Source organism: Hydrogenophaga sp. (genome assembly GCF_030656115.1).
Taxonomy (GTDB): Bacteria; Pseudomonadota; Gammaproteobacteria; order Burkholderiales; family Burkholderiaceae_C; genus Hydrogenophaga.
The window spans coordinates 1-17,493 of record NZ_JAUSOO010000116.1 but is presented as its reverse complement, the minus strand read 5'-3'; the positions used below and the strand labels follow the sequence as shown (position 1 = coordinate 17,493).

At 65.2% G+C, this 17,493-nt stretch carries 18 protein-coding genes; 17 read left to right on the top strand and 1 reads right to left on the bottom strand.

Annotated elements, in window-relative coordinates:
* Positions 1 to 98 precede the first annotated feature (98 nt).
* Positions 99 to 1,751 carry a nif-specific transcriptional activator NifA gene (gene nifA, locus Q7J58_RS14015; RefSeq protein WP_304829258.1) on the bottom strand — a complete coding sequence of 551 codons (1,653 nt, stop codon included), beginning with the start codon at positions 1,749 to 1,751 and terminating at the stop codon, positions 99 to 101.
* Between the two features lie 334 nt (positions 1,752 to 2,085).
* On the opposite strand from nifA, the gene Q7J58_RS14010 reads away from it, so the two are divergent.
* From Q7J58_RS14010 to Q7J58_RS13930, 17 genes are all read left to right on the top strand, one after another.
* Positions 2,086 to 3,330 carry an IscS subfamily cysteine desulfurase gene (locus Q7J58_RS14010; protein WP_304829143.1) on the top strand — a complete coding sequence of 415 codons (1,245 nt, stop codon included), beginning with the start codon at positions 2,086 to 2,088 and terminating at the stop codon, positions 3,328 to 3,330.
* 45 nt (positions 3,331 to 3,375) lie between these two features.
* On the top strand, positions 3,376 to 3,813 hold the full coding sequence (gene iscU, locus Q7J58_RS14005; protein ID WP_304829140.1) for a Fe-S cluster assembly scaffold IscU: 438 nt from the start codon (positions 3,376 to 3,378) through the stop codon (positions 3,811 to 3,813).
* A gap of 46 nt (positions 3,814 to 3,859) precedes the next feature.
* Positions 3,860 to 4,237, top strand: a complete 378-nt coding sequence (gene erpA, locus Q7J58_RS14000) for an iron-sulfur cluster insertion protein ErpA (RefSeq protein WP_304829137.1) — start codon at positions 3,860 to 3,862, stop codon at positions 4,235 to 4,237.
* Positions 4,238 to 4,340: 103 nt separating this feature from the next.
* Positions 4,341 to 4,664, top strand: coding sequence for an iron-sulfur cluster assembly protein IscA (gene iscA, locus Q7J58_RS13995; RefSeq protein WP_304829134.1), 324 nt, complete (start codon positions 4,341 to 4,343; stop codon positions 4,662 to 4,664).
* Between the two features lie 158 nt (positions 4,665 to 4,822).
* Positions 4,823 to 6,700: a Fe-S protein assembly chaperone HscA gene (gene hscA, locus Q7J58_RS13990; RefSeq protein WP_304829132.1), complete on the top strand. Its 1,878-nt coding sequence runs from the start codon at positions 4,823 to 4,825 to the stop codon at positions 6,698 to 6,700.
* A gap of 7 nt (positions 6,701 to 6,707) precedes the next feature.
* Positions 6,708 to 7,043: an ISC system 2Fe-2S type ferredoxin gene (fdx, locus tag Q7J58_RS13985; RefSeq protein WP_304829129.1), complete on the top strand. Its 336-nt coding sequence runs from the start codon at positions 6,708 to 6,710 to the stop codon at positions 7,041 to 7,043.
* A 760-nt stretch (positions 7,044 to 7,803) separates the two neighbouring features.
* On the top strand, positions 7,804 to 8,961 hold the full coding sequence (nifV, locus tag Q7J58_RS13980) for a homocitrate synthase (protein ID WP_304829126.1): 1,158 nt from the start codon (positions 7,804 to 7,806) through the stop codon (positions 8,959 to 8,961).
* A complete protein-coding gene (gene cysE / locus Q7J58_RS13975; protein WP_304829123.1) occupies positions 8,958 to 9,752 on the top strand; it encodes a serine O-acetyltransferase in 795 nt (264 codons plus the stop codon). Before nifV ends, cysE begins: the two co-directional genes overlap by 4 nt.
* A gap of 6 nt (positions 9,753 to 9,758) precedes the next feature.
* On the top strand, positions 9,759 to 10,097 hold the full coding sequence (nifW, locus tag Q7J58_RS13970; protein WP_304829121.1) for a nitrogenase stabilizing/protective protein NifW: 339 nt from the start codon (positions 9,759 to 9,761) through the stop codon (positions 10,095 to 10,097).
* A 140-nt stretch (positions 10,098 to 10,237) separates the two neighbouring features.
* Entirely contained in the window at positions 10,238 to 11,086 is an 849-nt protein-coding gene (locus tag Q7J58_RS13965; protein WP_304829118.1) for an electron transfer flavoprotein subunit beta/FixA family protein, read from the top strand.
* Positions 11,083 to 12,192 carry an electron transfer flavoprotein subunit alpha/FixB family protein gene (locus Q7J58_RS13960; protein ID WP_304829116.1) on the top strand — a complete coding sequence of 370 codons (1,110 nt, stop codon included), beginning with the start codon at positions 11,083 to 11,085 and terminating at the stop codon, positions 12,190 to 12,192. Before Q7J58_RS13965 ends, Q7J58_RS13960 begins: the two co-directional genes overlap by 4 nt.
* 27 nt (positions 12,193 to 12,219) lie before the next feature.
* Entirely contained in the window at positions 12,220 to 13,530 is a 1,311-nt protein-coding gene (locus Q7J58_RS13955; RefSeq protein WP_304829113.1) for an FAD-dependent monooxygenase, read from the top strand.
* Entirely contained in the window at positions 13,527 to 13,832 is a 306-nt protein-coding gene (locus Q7J58_RS13950; protein ID WP_304829110.1) for a ferredoxin family protein, read from the top strand. The genes Q7J58_RS13955 and Q7J58_RS13950 overlap by 4 nt, the downstream gene beginning before the upstream one ends.
* Positions 13,833 to 13,982: 150 nt before the next feature.
* A complete protein-coding gene (locus Q7J58_RS13945) occupies positions 13,983 to 14,306 on the top strand; it encodes a (2Fe-2S) ferredoxin domain-containing protein (protein ID WP_304829107.1) in 324 nt (107 codons plus the stop codon).
* A 445-nt stretch (positions 14,307 to 14,751) separates the two neighbouring features.
* Positions 14,752 to 15,222 carry a flavodoxin domain-containing protein gene (locus tag Q7J58_RS13940; RefSeq protein WP_304829104.1) on the top strand — a complete coding sequence of 157 codons (471 nt, stop codon included), beginning with the start codon at positions 14,752 to 14,754 and terminating at the stop codon, positions 15,220 to 15,222.
* Between the two features lie 144 nt (positions 15,223 to 15,366).
* On the top strand, positions 15,367 to 16,554 hold the full coding sequence (locus Q7J58_RS13935; protein WP_304829101.1) for an ABC transporter substrate-binding protein: 1,188 nt from the start codon (positions 15,367 to 15,369) through the stop codon (positions 16,552 to 16,554).
* A gap of 216 nt (positions 16,555 to 16,770) precedes the next feature.
* Positions 16,771 to 17,493, top strand: a 723-nt coding sequence (locus Q7J58_RS13930) for a branched-chain amino acid ABC transporter permease (RefSeq protein ID WP_304829098.1), incomplete at its 3' end; no start/stop codon positions are given.

Sequence of the window (17,493 nt, the reverse complement as noted above, 5' to 3'; positions counted from 1 at the left end):
CGGAATCCCTGGCCATTGCGCATCCTGGCGCCAGCCCTGGGCGCAACCAGGGGGCTGGATCGCGCGGACTCAACGACAACCCGCGCCGAGCAGACACCTCAAAACTTCCGCACCTCAATGCCATGCTTCTGCAAGGCATACCCCATCTGGCGCGGTGAAATCTTGAGCAGACGCGCCGCCTTGGCCTGCACCCAGCCGCTGCGCTCCATGGCCCAGACCAGGCGCTCGGCTTCACCGTCGGGTTTGCCGTCGACCGGAAGGGGGGGTGCGGTGACGGCCTCGGGAGCGGGTGCGGGTGGCGCAGGAGGCAAGCCGGGATCGGCCACCGCGGGGCCCATGGGCCGCTCCTGGATCGGGATCTCGGCCAGGCGGCTGGGGCGCACCGCGTCTTCGCGTTCAATGTGGTGCAGCACCTGCGTGAGGCAGCGGTTGTCGCGGCAGGGGAAAGCCAGGTCGCTGATGACGTCGTTGTGCGCCATGGTGGCGGTGCGTTCGACGCAGTTTTCCAGCTCGCGCACGTTGCCGGGCCAGTAGCAACTGGTGAGCACACGCATGGCTTCGGGGCTGAATTGGGCGGTCTTGGCGTTTTCGCGGTTGAAGCGTTCGAGGAAGTGCTGTGCCATGGCGGGAATGTCTTCTCGGCGCTCGCGCAGCGGCGGCAGCTGGATGCTGACGACGTTGATGCGGTAATACAGATCGGCGCGGAATTCGCCGGCCTGCACCATGCGTTCGAGGTTGCGGTTGGTGGCGAGGATGAGGCGCACGTCCACCTTCACCGCTGACCCGCCGCCCACGCGTTCAAAGCTGCGCTCCTGCAGCACACGCAGCAGCTTGGCCTGAAACGAGGCGGAGATGTCGCCGATTTCGTCGAGGAAGAGCGTGCCGCCGTGGGCCATTTCAAAGCGGCCCTTGCGCTGGCCCTGTGCGCCGGTGAAGGCACCTTTTTCGTGACCAAAGAGTTCGCTTTCCAGCAGCGACTCGGTGAGTGCCGCGCAGTTGACGCCCACAAAGGGTTCCTTGGCACGCGGGGAGAGGTTGTGGATGGCGCGGGCCATCACTTCTTTGCCGGTGCCGCTTTCGCCGCGCAGCAGCACGGTGGTGCGCAAAGGCGCGACCTGCTCGATCTGGTCAAACACATTGAGCATGGGCGCAGAGACGCCGACCACCCGGTCGATCTTGGCGCGTTGCGCGCCCAGCGCCTTGTGCATGCGGCGTGTTTCGTTCTGCAGGGTTTCGGCGGCGGCGGTGACGCTGCGGTGCAGCAGCAGCGCCTGGCCCATGAGGGTGGCGACCATGCGCAGCAGGCGCAGGTCGTCGGCGAAGACGCGGCGCCCTTCGGGGTTGAGGCAATCGACAACCACCACGCCGAGCGTGCGGTGGTCGGCGCGGATGGGGGTGGCGAGCATGGCCACAGGGATGCCCGGGCTCTGGTCGGCGGCGCCGGTGCGGTTGAGGAACAGCGGTTCGGCCCGCACGTCGGGCACGGTGGCGGGCATGCCGCTGGCGAACACGCGACCCACGATGCCTTCGCCCGACTCGAAATGCAGGCGCTGCTGTTCGGCCTGGGTGAGGCCGACGGCGCACAGGCCTTTGAGCGTGCCGTCGGGCTCGGCCACCACCACAAAAGTGCGGCGCCAGTCGAAGGCGTGAAGGAGGTAGTTGAGGGCTTCGCGGAAGGTCTTGTGGACATCCAGCGAGGTGGCCAATGTTTTGCTGACTTCGTAAACCGCGTCCAGCTCGCGACGGATCATGTGGGGCGTTGCAATCACGATGGGGCTCCCATCTTCAAAAGCCTGGTCGATCCACCAGCGGCGGGATTTCGCCGCAAAGTGACGATCAGGCCTTTAATTAAAGCAATATTCGTGCCGAAACCACGTCTGCCATGGGCCACCAGCAGAGCCCACAAACGACCACCAGCGTGTGCGCGTGCTTTGCAACAAATCCGACAGCAACCGAGGCCGCCTGTTGCCGTCCGCCGTACAAAGCAGACAAAAACCAAGGCCTGAGGGGCTGTTTTGGTGCCCCAGGCACATGGCACCGAAGTTGCAGAAGGCTGTACACCCCACCCTTTTTCAGGAGCCCGCCATGCCGGAAGTCAGCCGCGAAAACGCCCCCTCCCGCACAGCGTTGCCGATCTATCTGGACTCTGCCGCCACCACCCCGGTGGACCGCCGCGTAGCCAGCAAGATGTGGCCCTACCTGACCGAACAGTTCGGCAACCCGGCCAGCCGCTCGCACGCTTATGGCTGGGTGGCTGAAGAGGCGATCGAGCTGGCACGTGAGCAGGTCTGCTCACTCATCAACGCCGACCCGCGAGAGATCGTCTGGACGTCCGGTGCCACCGAGTCGAACAACCTGGCCATCAAGGGCGTGGCCCACTTTCACAAGGCCCGGGGAAAACACCTCGTTACCCTGGCAACCGAGCACAAGGCGGTGCTGGACAGCATGCGCGAGCTGGAGCGCGAAGGCTTTGAGGTGACGGTGCTGCCGGTGCTGCCCAGCGGCCTGCTCGACCTGGACCAGTTCAGTGCCTCGCTGCGCCCCGACACGGTGCTGGCCTCGGTCATGTTTGTGAACAACGAAACGGGCGTGATCCAGGACATCGCCGCCATCGGGGCGATCTGTCGCGAGAAAGGTGTGTTGCTGCATGTGGACGCCGCCCAGGCCGCTGGCAAGGTGGTGATCGATCTGGACGTGCTGCCGGTGGATCTGCTCTCACTGTCGGCCCACAAGATCTACGGCCCCAAGGGCATCGGCGCCTTGTACGTGCGCCGCAAACCACGCGTGCGCATCGACGCGCAGATGCACGGGGGAGGCCACGAGCGCGGCATGCGCTCGGGCACGCTGGCCACGCACCAGATCGTGGGCATGGGGGAGGCCTTCTGGCTGGCGCGCGAAAACATGGCCGCCGACAACGCCCGCATCAAAACCCTGCGCGACCGCCTCTGGGCCGGCTTCCAGAAGCTGGACTGCGTGGTGCTCAACGGCGACGAGACCCAGCGCGCCGTGCAGTACCTCAACTGCAGCTTCAACTACGTCGAGGGCGAGTCGCTGCTGATGGGCATCAAGGGCGTGGCCGTGTCGTCGGGCTCGGCCTGCACCTCGGCCAGCCTGGAGCCCAGTTATGTGCTGCGCGCCATGGGCCGCAGCGACGAATTGGCACACAGCTCGGTGCGCTTTTCCATCGGCCGCTTCACCACCGCCGAAGAGATCGATTTCACGATTGCCCAGGTCTCCGAGGTGGTGAACCGGCTGCGCGCCATGAGCCCGCTGTGGGACATGGTGCAGGCCGGCATCGACCTCAGCACGATCCAGTGGTCTGAACACTGATCTGGTCCCCATTCGATTTGTCACACCCCCACCCGGAGAACAACCATGGCCTACAGCGAACAAGTCGTCGATCACTATGAAAACCCGCGCAACGTGGGCGCCTTTGACGCCAACGACGCCAGCGTCGGCACCGGCATGGTCGGCGCGCCGGCCTGCGGCGACGTGATGCGCCTGCAGATCCGCGTCAACGCCCAGGGCGTGATCGAAGACGCCAAGTTCAAGACCTACGGCTGCGGCTCGGCGATCGCGTCGAGTTCGCTGGTCACCGAGTGGGTGCGCGGGCGCACACTGGACGAAGCGCTAGCGATCAAGAACTCGCAGATCGCCGAAGAGCTGGCCCTGCCGCCGGTGAAGATCCATTGCTCCATCCTGGCCGAAGACGCGATCAAAGCGGCCGTGGCCGACTTCCGCTCGCGCCAGGCCACCGGCGAAACCGCCACCCTGGTGTCGGAGCAACCCGCCTGCGCCTCCAGCACGCGCTGAGAGGCTGAACCCGCACCGCCCCCACCACCCCACCGGAGTCACCGCCATGCAAGTCGCTGCCGCTGCATCAATCCCCGCCGACCCCATCGCCCTGCCGTCCATGCTGGAATTCACGCCAGCGGCCGCGGCCAAAGTGGCCGAGCTGATCGTCGAAGAGGGAAACCCCAACCTCAAGTTGCGCCTGTACGTGACCGGTGGCGGCTGTTCGGGTTTCTCTTACGGTTTCGCCTTTGACGACCAGGTCAACGAAGACGACACCCTGACCGTGACCGCCGGCGTGGCCCTGGTGGTCGACGCGATGAGCCAGCAGTACGTGCTGGGCGCGCGGGTCGATTTTGAAGACGGCCTGGAAGGCTCGCGCTTCGTGATCCACAACCCGAACGCAGCGACCACCTGCGGTTGCGGTTCGTCCTTTTCAGTCTGAAATGGAATCCCCCCGCGCCGCTTCGCGTCTCGGGTTTTACTCCCTCGCCCCTCTGGGGAGAGGGTTGGGGTGAGGGGCCAGCCCTCCACAGAAAGGAACCATCATGCAAGTCTCACTGACCCCCGCCGCCGCGCGGCACGTTGAAAAATCGCTGGCCAAACGCGGCAGCGGCATCGGCCTGCGCCTGGCGGTCAAGACCAGCGGCTGCTCGGGCTTCGCCTACGCGCTGGAGTTCGTCGACGTGCTCAACCCCGACGACCAGTGCTTCGAGACCGCCGGCACCAAGCTCGTCGTCGACGCCAAGAGCCTGGCCATGCTGGACGGCACGGAGCTCGACTTTGTGCGCGAAGGCCTGAACGAAGGCTTCAAGTTCAACAACCCGAACGCCAAAAACAGCTGCGGCTGCGGCGAGAGCTTCGCCGTGTAATGGCTCCCCCCGCGCCGGGCTTCGCCCGTCACCCCCCAGGGGGCAACACCTGCGGCCCGGCCAAGCCGGTTCCGCGGTGTTCTGGGTTGAGGCACTGCACGCCGGGCATCGGATTTTTGTTGGTTGTCTTTCTTCTTTCGCTCTAACCAAAGATCACCATGGCTTTGCTACAAATCGCTGAACCGGGTCAAAGCGCTGCGCCGCATCAGCACCGGCTGGCCGCAGGCATTGATCTGGGCACGACCAATTCTTTGATCGCGAGCGTGCGCAGCGCGGTGGCCGAGTGCCTGCCCGACGAACACGGCGCCATGCTGCTGCCGTCGGTGGTGCGTTACCTGGAAGACGGCGCCACCGTGGTCGGGCGTGAAGCCCAGGCCCAGCAGGCCATCGACCCGCACAACACCATCGTCTCGGTCAAACGTTTCATGGGCCGCTCGCTGGCCGACCTGAAAGACGCCGCCGGCCTGCCCTACCGGTTCAAGGACGGCCCGGGCATGGTGGGCCTGCACACCGTGGCGGGCGAGCGCTCGCCGGTGCAGGTGTCGGCCGAGATCCTGAACACGCTGCGCCAACGCGCCGAAGCCTCGCTCGGCGGCCCGCTCTCGGGTGTGGTGATCACTGTGCCGGCCTACTTCGACGACGCGCAGCGCCAGGCGACCAAGGACGCGGCGCGCATCGCCGGCCTGAACGTGCTGCGTCTGCTCAACGAGCCCACAGCCGCGGCGATTGCCTACGGCCTGGACCAGCAGGCCGAGGGCACCTTCGCGGTCTACGACCTGGGCGGTGGCACCTTTGACATCTCCATCCTCAAGCTCACCCAGGGTGTGTTCGAGGTGCTGTCCACCGGCGGCGACTCGGCCCTGGGCGGCGACGACTTTGACAGCGCCATCGCGGCCTGGTTCTGCGCCGAACACGGCCTGGACGGCGTGGCCGCCTTGCCACCTTCGCAGCAGCGCGCCCTGCTCACGGCAGCCCGTGCGGCGAAGGAAAAACTCTCCAGCCACGACAGCGCCGAACTCTGCCTCACGCTGGCCGACGGCCAGTCGCTGGCGGCCATCCTTTCGCGCGCCCAGTTCGCCACGCTCGGTGCGCCGCTGATCGCGCGCACGCTCAGCGCCACCAAACGCGCGCTGCGCGATGCGCAGCTCAACACCGCCCTGATCACCGGCGTGGTGCTGGTGGGAGGATCGACCCGCATGCCGATCGCGCGCGACGCGGTGCGCGACTACTTCGGCCTGGAGCCGCTGGCCGATCTCGACCCCGACCAGGTGGTCGCCATCGGCGCGGCGCTGCAGGCCAACGTGCTGGCCGGCAACGGCAGCGGCGACCAGTGGCTGCTGCTCGACGTCTGCCCGCTCTCGCTCGGCATCGAGACCATGGGCGGCCTGGTGGAAAAAGTGATCCCGCGCAATTCCCCCCTGCCCACGGTGCGCGCGCAAGACTTCACCACCTTCAAGGACGGCCAGACCGCGATGTCGCTGCACGTGGTGCAGGGCGAACGCGAGTCGGTGGCCGACTGCCGCTCGCTGGCGCGCTTCGAACTGCGCGGCCTGCCACCGGCCGTGGCCGGCGCCCTGCACATCCGCGTGAGTTTCCAGATCGACGCCGACGGTTTGCTTTCGGTCAGTGCGCGCGAACAGAGCAGCGGCATCGAGGCCCACATCGAGGTCAAGCCGAGCTACGGCCTGGGTGATGAGCAGATCGCATCCATGCTGCAAGACGCCATCGCGGCCTCGCAATCCGACATGCGGCTGCGCGCGCTGCGCGAGGCCCAGGTGGACGCGCGGCGTCTGCTGGACGCGACCGAAAGCGCGCTCGCCGAAGACGGTGGCCTGCTCAACCCCACCGAAATCGACGCCATTCACAAGGCCATGTACGCCGTGGCCGACCGGCTGGAGACCGAAGCCCCGGTGGAAGAGTTGCGCCTGAGCACCAATGCACTTTCTGCCGCCACCGACGCGTTTGCGGCGCGGCGCATGAACGCGTCGATCCAGAAGGCCCTGACGGGCCTCTCCATGGACAGTTTGACTCCTTAGGAACCCCATGCCCAAAGTCCGCCTGATGCCCCATCCCGACCTTTGCCCCGAGGGCAAGGAGATCGACGTGTCCAAAGGCGAATCGCTCTGCGAGGCTTTGCTCACCCACGGCGTGGCCATCGAACACGCCTGCGAAATGGTGGCCGCCTGCGCCACCTGCCATGTCTATGTGCGCGAAGGTGGCGCGTCCTTGTCCAAACCGAAGGACGACGAAGAAGACCAGCTCGACCACGCCTGGGGACTGGAGTCGCAGTCGCGCCTGGCCTGCTGCGTCAAGCTGCGCGAAGCCGATCTGGTGATCGAGTTCCCGCGCCACACGCGCAACCATGCGCGCGAGCACTGACCTGGATTCTCTTCTTTAGGTTTCGCTCGAAGCACCTCGCGTGCTGCGGCAGGCGCCGCCCGGTGGGGGCTCATCCGGGGTGGTCGGCGCGTTGCGCCGACTTCGCTGCGCCCACCCGTCTGGAGCCGGCGCGGCCAAACTCGCTGCGTTCGCTGCGCTCTCTCCGCTCAGACAATGGCCGCGAGTCAGACAACGAAGCGCGCACTTGCGCGCCCGGCCCCAGACGGGCGGCCACAGCCACCCCGGAAAATCGCCCCCACCGGACAGCGCCTGCCGCAGCAAGAAGCGAACGGGTATTCCACCGGTGGCGCGCCAATACGTCTGTTGCCAAGGCGTGTGCGGGCAGGCCGCAGCGCGCCTGTGAGGCGCCGAGAAGCGCAGTGGCCGTGGCCGCGCGCGCAGCGCGCCTCAAAGACTGACTTGTCGCACTTGTCTGAGCGGAGAGCGCGCAGCGAACGCAGCGAGTTGTGCGACGGGCCACGGCCGCGAGCATCGCAGGGAAGTCGGTGCGCAGCACCGACCGCCTCACCGAAGCGCTGCGGCCTGCCCGCACACGCCTTGGCCAGCAAGGAGCCATGAGAGAGAAGCACGGCCCCTGTCCGAAACAACACATTCCCGACATGGGCAAAGCACGGGCAGAACGCACCGAGCAGACCAGACCCGACAAACCAGCCCCATGCGACGCGGAAAAGCCGGTTTTGAGCCCTCCAAACAGGTGGCACGGTGCTTGCGATCAAGCCCACCAAAGGATGCCGCTCACATGCCACGCAATCTCATCATCAACGACACCACGCTGCGCGACGGCGAACAAACCGCCGGGGTGGCGTTCACGGTACCCGAGAAATGTGCCATCGCCTCGGCCCTCTCGGCCGCGGGGGTGCCGGAGATGGAAATCGGCATCCCGGCCATGGGCGACGAAGAGATCGCCTGCATCAACGCCATCGCCGCGCTCCAGCTGCCCGCCCGCCTGATGGTCTGGGGCCGCCTGACCGAGACCGACCTGGCCAGCGCGCTGCGCTGCAACGCGCAGATCGTGCACCTCTCGATGCCGGTCTCCGACATCCACCTGCAATACAAACTGCGCCAGTCGCGCGAATGGGTGCTGGAGCAGGTCACCCGCCTGATCAGCCAAGCCGCTCACAGTGGCCGCCAGATCTCGTTCGGTGCCGAAGACGCTTCGCGCGCCGACAGCGCCTTTCTGATTGAAGTGGCGCGCCGCGCCCAGGCCTGTGGCGCCAGCCGCATCCGCTTCGCCGACACCCTGGGTGTTCTCGACCCCTTTGCCACCTATGACGCCATCGCCCGCCTGCGCGACGCGGTGGACCTCGATATTGAGATGCACGCCCACGACGACCTGGGCCTGGCCACCGCCAACACCCTGGCCGCCGCGCGCGCCGGTGCGACCCACGCCAACACCACCGTCAACGGCCTGGGCGAACGCGCCGGCAACGCCGCGCTGGAAGAGGTGGTGATGGCCGCGCGCCACCTGCAGCAAACCGACACCGGCGTGAACACCCAGGCCCTGCTCGGCATCTCGCAACTCGTGGCGCGCGCCTCGGGGCGTTCGGTGGCCTTCAACAAGAGCATCGTCGGCGAGGCCGTGTTCACCCACGAGTCGGGCATCCACATCGACGGGCTGCAGAAACACCCCTCGACCTACGAAGGCTTCGACCCGGGCGAACTCGGCCGCGAGCGCCGCACGGTGCTGGGCAAACACTCGGGCTCGCAGGCTGTGCGCCTGGCCTTCGGCGCCATGGGCCTGGCGATTGAGGACGATGCACTGACCGAACGCGTGCTGGCCCGCATCCGCGAACACGCCATGCGCGTGAAGCAGGAAGCCACACCCGAAGAGCTGCGTGGCTTTTTGATGGACGCGCACAACATCGCCAACGTTTCACCCGGCTGGGGACGGGCATGAACCCGAACAGCAACAGCGACACCCTCGCCGCAAGCGCAGCAGCACCCGCGGGCTGGTTCGGTCTGCTGCGCGAAGACGCGCGCTGCGTGCTCACCCGCGATCCGGCCGCCCGCAGCCTGATCGAGGTCTGGACCATCTACCCCGGCCTGCAAGCCATCGCCCTGCACCGCCTGGCCCACGCGCTGTGGACCCGTGGCTGGCGCTACCTGCCGCGTTGGCTGTCGTTCGTGTCGCGTGCGCTGACACAGATCGACATCCACCCCGGTGCGCGCATCGGCGCGCGTTTCTTCATCGACCACGGCACCGGTGTCGTGATCGGCGAAACGGCCGAGATCGGCAACGACGTCACGCTGTACCACGGCGTCACGCTGGGCGGCACGAGCTGGCGCGCCGGCAAGCGCCACCCGACCCTGGGCCACCAGGTGGTGGTCGGCGCGGGCGCCAAGATCCTCGGCCCGATCAGGGTCGGCGACGGCGCCCGGGTCGCGGCCAATTCGGTGGTGATTGAGGCCGTGCCGGCCGGCGCCACCGTGGTCGGCATTCCGGGCCGTGTGGTTGCGCCAGCGCGCCGCACCACGCATGGCTTCGACCTCGAACACCACCTCATTCCCGACCCCGTGGGCAAGGCGATTGCCTGCCTGCTCGACCGCGTGGCCCAGTTGGAACGCAGCTTGGCCCACAGCCAGGGCCTGGCCAGCGCCGACAACGCCTGCGGACTTTGTGACGATCAATGTGCCGAACCGGGGTTCGCGACCGCGAAACCCCATCTTCAACCCGCGACCGTGGAGTAATTCCCAATGGATAACTTCGTTCAACAGCTCAAGGCCCTGTCATCGGCCGAGGATTTTCTGCAGTACTTCGGCGTGCCGTTTGAGCAGTCGGTGGTCAACGTGAGCCGGCTGCACATCCTCAAGCGCTTCTTCCAGTACATCCGCCAGCAAACCCTGCCCTCGGCCGAGGACGAACTGGCGCTCTACACGGTCTACCGAGAGCAGCTGGTCAAGGCCTACGCCGATTTCGTGAGGTCCACGCCGGCGCAGGAAAAGGTGTTCAAGGTGTTCCAGGACGTCGGCGGCAAACAGCACGTCACGCTGGACAGCCTGAAGAGTTCGGTTCCGTCCCGCATGGTCGCCTGAAGCATGAAGCACCCCCCCCTGCGCCGCTTCGCGTCTTCCCCCCTGAAGGGGGGACCACACCAGTGGCCTGGCGAAGCCAGTTCCACGGTGTGTCCCGGTTAAGGCCCTTGCCCGCCAACGTTTGCTGAAAGGAAATTTCCATGCACATCGTCGTCTGTATCAAACAAGTGCCGGACTCGGCACAGATCCGGGTCCACCCGGTCACCAACACCATCATGCGACAGGGCGTGCCGGCCATCGTCAACCCCTACGACCTGTTCTCGCTCGAAGAGGCCCTGCGCCTGAAAGACACGTTCGGCGGCAAGGTCACCGTGCTGTGCATGGGCCCGCCGCAGGCCGAAGAGGCGCTGCGCAAGTGCATCAGCTTCGGCGCCGACGACGCCGTGCTCGTGACCGACCGCGCCTTCGCCGGCGCCGACACGCTGGCCACGTCCTACGCGCTGGCCGCCGGCATCCGCCAGATCGCCAAGGAACAGGCGGTGGACATCGTCTTCACCGGCAAGCAGACGATCGACGGCGACACGGCCCAGGTCGGCCCGGGCATCGCCAAGCGCATGGGCCTGCAGTTGCTGACCTATGTGTCGCGCATCGTCGAGACCGACCTGGACGGCCGCACGATCACCGTCGAGCGGCGTGCCGAAGGCGGCGTGCAGGTGCTGAAAACGGCCCTGCCCTGCCTGATCACGATGCTGGAGAACACCAACGAAATGCGCTTCGCCAACCTGCCCGCCATGATCCACGCCGCAGCGTACCCGGTGCGCAAGTGGAGCAAGGAAGACGCCGCCATCGAGGACATCGGCAAGATCGGCCTGAAGGGCTCGCCCACCGTGGTGAGCAAGGTCTTCGGCCCCTCGCCACGCACCGAGAAGGTGGAGATGCTGAACCTGGAGACATCCAACCTGCGCGACATCTCGCTCAACCTCTTGCAAAAGGTTTTCACCCGCCACCCCACCCTTGAAGCCGACCTGCTCATGAAGGAGTCAGCATGAACGCCCCCACCACCCCTGCTGCACCCGCCAAACGCCCCGCCGGCCGCGGCCGCAACCTCGAACTGTCGGAAGAGCTCAAGGCCTACAAGGGCGTCTGGGTGTTCGTCGAACACGACCGCGGCCATGTGCACAGCGTGTCGTGGGAGCTGCTGGGCGAGGCGCGCAAGCTCGCCGACACCCTGGGCAGTTCCGTGGGTGCGGTGCTGCTGGGCGGCGCCGACGAGCACCTGGACAAGTTCGCGGCCGAGGCCATCAGCTTCGGCGCCGACACCGTGTACATCGTGACCGACCCGGTGCTCAAGGGCTACCGCAACGAACCCTTCACCAAGGGTCTGACCGACCTGGTGAACAAGTACAAGCCCGAGATTCTGCTGCTGGGCGCGACCTCACAAGGCCGTGACCTCGCGGGTTCGGTGGCCACCACCTTGCTCACCGGCCTGACCGCCGACTGCACCGAGCTCAACATCGACCCGGTGTCCAAGGCCCTGGCCGCCACGCGCCCCACCTTCGGCGGTTCGCTCTACTGCACCATCATGACCCTGGCCTACCGCCCGCAGATGGCCACGGTGCGCCCGCGCGTGATGCTGATGCCCAAGGCCGACAGCAGCCGCACCGGCACCCTGGTCCACGACACCCTGGGCATGGTCGAGACGCAGATCGTCACCAAGCTGCTGGACTTCATCGCCGATGCCCACAGCAACAAGATCAACCTGCCCTACGCGGACGTCATCGTGAGCGGCGGCAAGGGCTTGAAGAACCCCGACAACTTCAAGCTGGTGTTCGAACTGGCGCGGGTGCTGGGCGGCGAGGTCGGCGCCACGCGGCCCGTCGTGCAGGCCGGCTGGGTCGAGGCCGAGCGCCAGGTGGGCCAGACCGGCAAGACCGTGCGGCCCAAGCTCTACATCGCCGCCGGCATCTCGGGCGCGGTGCAGCACCGCGTGGGCATGGAAGGCTCGGACGTGATCGTCGCCATCAACACCGACCCGAACGCCCCCATCTTCGAATTCGCGCACTACGGCATTGTCGGCAACGCCATGCTGGTGCTGCCCGCGCTGACCAAGGCGTTCGCCGAACACCTGTCCAAGCGCAGCGCTCTGGTTGCCTGATCCCGTCCACCACCTCTGGGGAACGCCATGAAAAAACCCTCTCAATTCGACGCCATCGTGGTGGGCGCAGGGCCCTCGGGCAACGCCTGCGCCTACACCCTGGCCAAGGCCGGCCTCAAGGTCCTGCAGATCGAGCGCGGTGAATACCCGGGTTCGAAAAACGTGCAGGGCGCCATCCTCTACAGCGACGCGCTGGAGAAGATCATTCCCGACTTCCGCGATGACGCGCCGCTGGAGCGCCACATCATCGAGCAGCGCGTCTGGGTGCTCGACGACAACAGCTTCGTCGGCACACACTACCGCAGCGACGACTACAACAAGCCGCCCTACAACCGCTACACCATCATCCGCGCGCAGTTCGACAAGTGGTTCAGCTCCAAGGTGCGCGAGGCCGGTGCGCTGCTGATCTGCGAGACCACGGTCAACAACCTGATCATGGACGGCGAGCAGGTGGTGGGCGTGCAGTGCGACCGCGAAGCCGGCGACGTGTACGCCGACGTGGTGATCATGGCCGACGGCGTGAACAGCACGCTGGCGCGCAAGGCCGGTTTCCACGGCGAGATCAAGGACAGCAACGTCGCACTCGCGGTGAAAGAGATCCTCTTCATGCCCGAAGACACGATCCGCCAGCGCTTCAACATCGGCGAAGAAGAAGGCGTGGTGATCGAGATGGTCGGCAAGATCACCGACGGCATGATGGGCACGGGCTTCCTCTACACCAACAAGGAATCGCTCACCATCGGCATCGGCTGCATGCTGGGCGATTTCAAGGGCAGCGTGAACAAGACCAGCCCCTACGCCCTGCTGGAAAAGCTCAAGCAACATCCCTCGATCGCTCCGCTGATCCAGGGCGGCGAGATGAAGGAATACGCCGCCCACCTGATCCCCGAAGGTGGCTTCTACGCCATCCCCAAGGTCTACGGCAACGGCTGGATGATCGTGGGCGACTCGGGCGGCTTCGTCAACGCCGTGCACCGCGAAGGCAGCAACCTGGCCATGACCACCGGGCGCCTGGCGGCCGAGACCGTGATCGCCGCCAAGGCTGCGGGCAAGCCCATGAGCGAAGCGGTGCTCAAGTCCTACAAGACCGAGCTCGACAAGAGCTTCGTCATGAAGGACCTGCACAAGTACCGCGACATGCCCGAGGTCTTCCACAAGAACAACCAGTTCTTCACCACCTACCCCGAGCTCGTGTCCAAGGCCGCGCACAAGATGTTCACCGTCGATGGCGTGGACAAGAAGACCAAGGAACGCGAGATTTTTTCCAGCTTCCGCACCTCGCGCTCGCTCACCGGCCTGGTGGGTGACGCCGTCAAACTCTGGAGGGCTTTCCGATGAGCGCCGTTGCCGTGACTGTGAATGTCGAAGAGAAACTGTTTCAGAACCGCTACCGCGTCGACGCGGGCCGGCCGCACATCCAGATCAAGGATGCCAGCGTCTGCGCCAACGACTGCGCGCAGAAGTCCTGCACCTACGTGTGCCCTGCGTCCTGCTACAAGGCCGAAGGCAACGGCAGCGTGACCCTGATCACCGACGGTTGCCTGGAGTGCGGCAGCTGCCGGATCATCTGCTCGGAGTTCAGCAACGTGAACTGGGAGTACCCGCGGGGCGGGCACGGCATCTTGTTCAAATTTGGATAGCACCCCGTTGCTTGCTCACTGCGTGTAGCCGCATCCCCCTCAAGGGGCAATGCCTGCGGCCCGGCAAAGCCGGTTCCGCGGCATTCTTGGTTGGGGTCACCGCGCTCCGCCAGCCGCTGCTTTGGCTCTCCGTCATTCAAAGGAAATCCCATGCCTCGTCCTCAACGTCACGTCTTCGTCTGTACCCAGAACCGTCCGCCGCAGCACCCGCGCGGCTCCTGTGCCAGCAAGGGCGGCACCGCCGTGCTGCAGGCCTTCTGGGCCGAGCAGCAGAAGCGCCAGGCCTACGACCAGCTGTCGGTCACCTACTCGGGCTGCCTCGGTCCTTGCGACCAGGGCGCCAACGTGCTGGTCTACCCGGAGGCGGTGATGTACCGCAACGTGACCGATGCCGACGTGGCCGAGATCTTCAACAGCCACCTCGAAGGCGGTGTGCCGGTGGAACGGCTGCTGGCACCTAAGACGATTTGGTGAAACTTCTGACCGGGACAAAATCATGCAGGTCCCAAATGCCTGCCCACCTAAAAACGGCCATGGGACAGGTCCGCGTGGGCTGGCGAGGTGCGCTTGCGCGTGGGCAACATGCTCCGTATTCACAGGCATCTGCAGCGGTTAGAGCGCGGTCACACGCCGTTTCCAGGGTGAAACCCGCCGCAACATAGGGCCCATGGAGCGCCCTCATGGGATCGAACCAAGGGGAACGGTTCGGAAAACCTGGGGTTTCATGCGGCTTGCATAGATGGACCCGAATGCCTTCGGGCAAGCCCATCCTCCGCACCCGCTTGATGGGACCCGCACACACGGCGGCTCTGCCCAGCGCTGTCCCCACCCCATGTGCCCGGCACAGCGGAAAGACCGGACACAAGGGTTTTCACCCATCGGCACGCATGCAAATGTGAACTATATTGCAGGTCACGCCATGCAAAACAATCGAAAACTCAAAATCCTGGTTGGCACCATGACCAACACCGCCGAGTACATCGCGCAAGCCATCGAGATGGATTGTGCGGATCTGGTGGGCACCATTGAAGTGCGCATGATGGACAGTTTGGACATCAGCGCCTTTGAGGAGGATGCACTATATATCATCTGCACCTCGACCTACGGTGCCGGCGATGTGCCCGACAACGCCAAAGCGCTGTATGAATCGCTGGGGCAGTCACCCCGCTTCCTGGGTGCTGTTCGTTACGGCGTGATCGCGCTGGGCGACAGCGCTTACCCCCAGACCTTCTGCAACGGTGGCCAGCGCTTTGACGAGCGACTGACCGACCTGGGCGCAGTGCGCATTGGCGATGTGTTCCGGCACGACGCCTCTGCCGGCACCGAGCCGGAGGTGGAAGGCGTGGCCTGGTGCCGAAACTGGCTGCCACGTGCATTGGCCACCCAATGAATCGTATCGGGCGACACGCTGGCAGGCACCGCTTTTTAAGCGTCAATACTTTAGACATGAAGTACGGGTAATTCACTATCCCCAAACGCACCCGACACGCCTACATTGACCCGCTGACCGACAACCCCAACCTGGAGATTGACCATGACCACCCGCCGACTTGTTTTGACCCGCAGCGCTGCCGTGATAGGCGCCGCGTCCACCGGCCTGCTGCTGCCGCAAATGGTGCGCGCCCAGTCCGACAAAGTGCGCGTGGGCTTCATGCTGCCGTACACCGGCACCTTTGCGCAGCTGGGCGTGGCCATTGAAAACGGCTTCCGCATGGCCTTGAACGAACAAGGCGGCAAGCTCGGTGGCCGAGACATTGAATTCTTCAAGGTGGACGACGAATCCAACCCCGCCAAGGGCATTGAAAACGCCACCCGCCTGGTGCAGCGCGACAAGGTGGATGTGCTGGTGGGCACGGTGCATTCGGGCGTGCAAATGGGCATTCACAAAGTGGCCCGTGACACGGGTGTGCTCAACCTGATTCCCAACGCCGGTGTACACGTGGCCACGCGCGCCCAGTGCTCGCCCAACGTGTTCCGCACCTCGTTTTCCAACTCGCAGCCCACGCTGGCGCTGGGCAAAGCCATGGTGGACCGCGGCCACAAAAAGGCCGTGTGGATCACCTGGAACTACGCCGCAGGCGATGAGGCTTACGAGGGTTTTGAGAAAAGTTACACCGAAGCCGGTGGCACCATCGTCAAAAAACTCGGTCTGCCCTTCCCCAACGTGGAATTCCAGGCCCTGCTGACCGAGATTGCCTCGCTCAAACCCGACGCCGTGGCCTGCTTCTTCGCTGGCGGTGGCGCGGCCAAGTTCATGCGCGACTTCCACGCCGCCGGTTTGAGCAAAAACATCCAGCTGTATGGCTCGGGCTTCCTGACCGAAGGCGTGCTGGAAGCCGCTGGCCCCGCCGCCGACGGCGTGTTGACCACCATGCACTACAGCGACTCGCTGGACACACCGCGCAACAAGCAGTTTCGCCTGGAATACGCCAAGACCTTCCGCATGCAGCCCGACGTGTACGCGGTGCAGGGCTACGACACCGGTTTGTTGCTCATCAAAGGTGCCAACGCCGTCAAGGGCGACCTGTCGAACAAGAAGGCGCTGTACGCCGCCATGGAAGGCGCCGTGATCGACAGCCCACGCGGCAAATGGACCATGAGCCCGGCCCACAACCCGATTCAGGACATGTACCTGCGCCAGGTGGCCAACAAAGAAAACAAGGTCATTGGCATTGCGGCCAAAGCCGTGGCCGACCCGGCCACCGGTTGCCGCATGGGCTGATGGCTTTTGTTCGAGGGGATGCCCCCACCCCAACCCTCCCCCAGAGGGCGCGGGTAAGACAGCCCCCCCCTCAGCCGCCGCCACCGTCCCGTCCCAAGCGTCACAAGCGTCCCTTAGAAGGGAGGTTTGTCTTGCGCCTTCCCCGCTGGGGGAAGGTTGGGATGGTGGCTTGCACAACCCCCTCACTTGTTCCGTCCTCAAACGACCCCGAGTTTTATGGATTTCGCCAACTTTCTCATCCAGTTGCTCAACAGCCTGCAATACGGCCTGTTGCTGTTCATGCTGGCTGCGGGCCTCACGCTGATCTTCGGCATCATGGGCGTGGTGAACCTGGCGCATGGCAGCTTCTACATGCTGGGCGCCTACCTGGCCTGGTTTCTGGCGGGGCAATTGGGCAGTCTGGTGCTGGCCATTCTGGTGGGTACGGTGTTGGCCGTGGCGCTGGGCTGGGTGCTGGAATGGCTGTTGTTTCGCCACTTCTACCACCGCGACCACCTGGACCAGGTGCTGCTCACGTTTGGTTTGATCTACATCTTTGAAGAGGTGCGCTCCATTCTGTGGGGCGACGACGTGCACGCGGTGCAGGTGCCCGAGCTGGTGAACTGGTCGATTCCCCTGACCGACAACCTCTCTTACCCGGTGTACCGGCTGGTGATTTCAGCCGTGTGCGTGGGGCTGGCGCTGGGCCTGTACCTGCTGATTTCCAAAACCCGGCTGGGCATGAAAATCCGCGCCGGTGCCTTCAACCGGGAAATGACCGAGGCCCTGGGCATCAACATCCGGTTGATCCATGGCGTGGTGTTTGCGCTGGGCGTGGCACTGGCCGCCATTGCCGGCATGATCGCCTCGCCCATCGCCAGCGTGTACCCCGGCATGGGCAGCTCGGTGCTGATCATGTGCTTTGTGGTGGTGGTGATCGGCGGCATTGGTTCGGTGCGC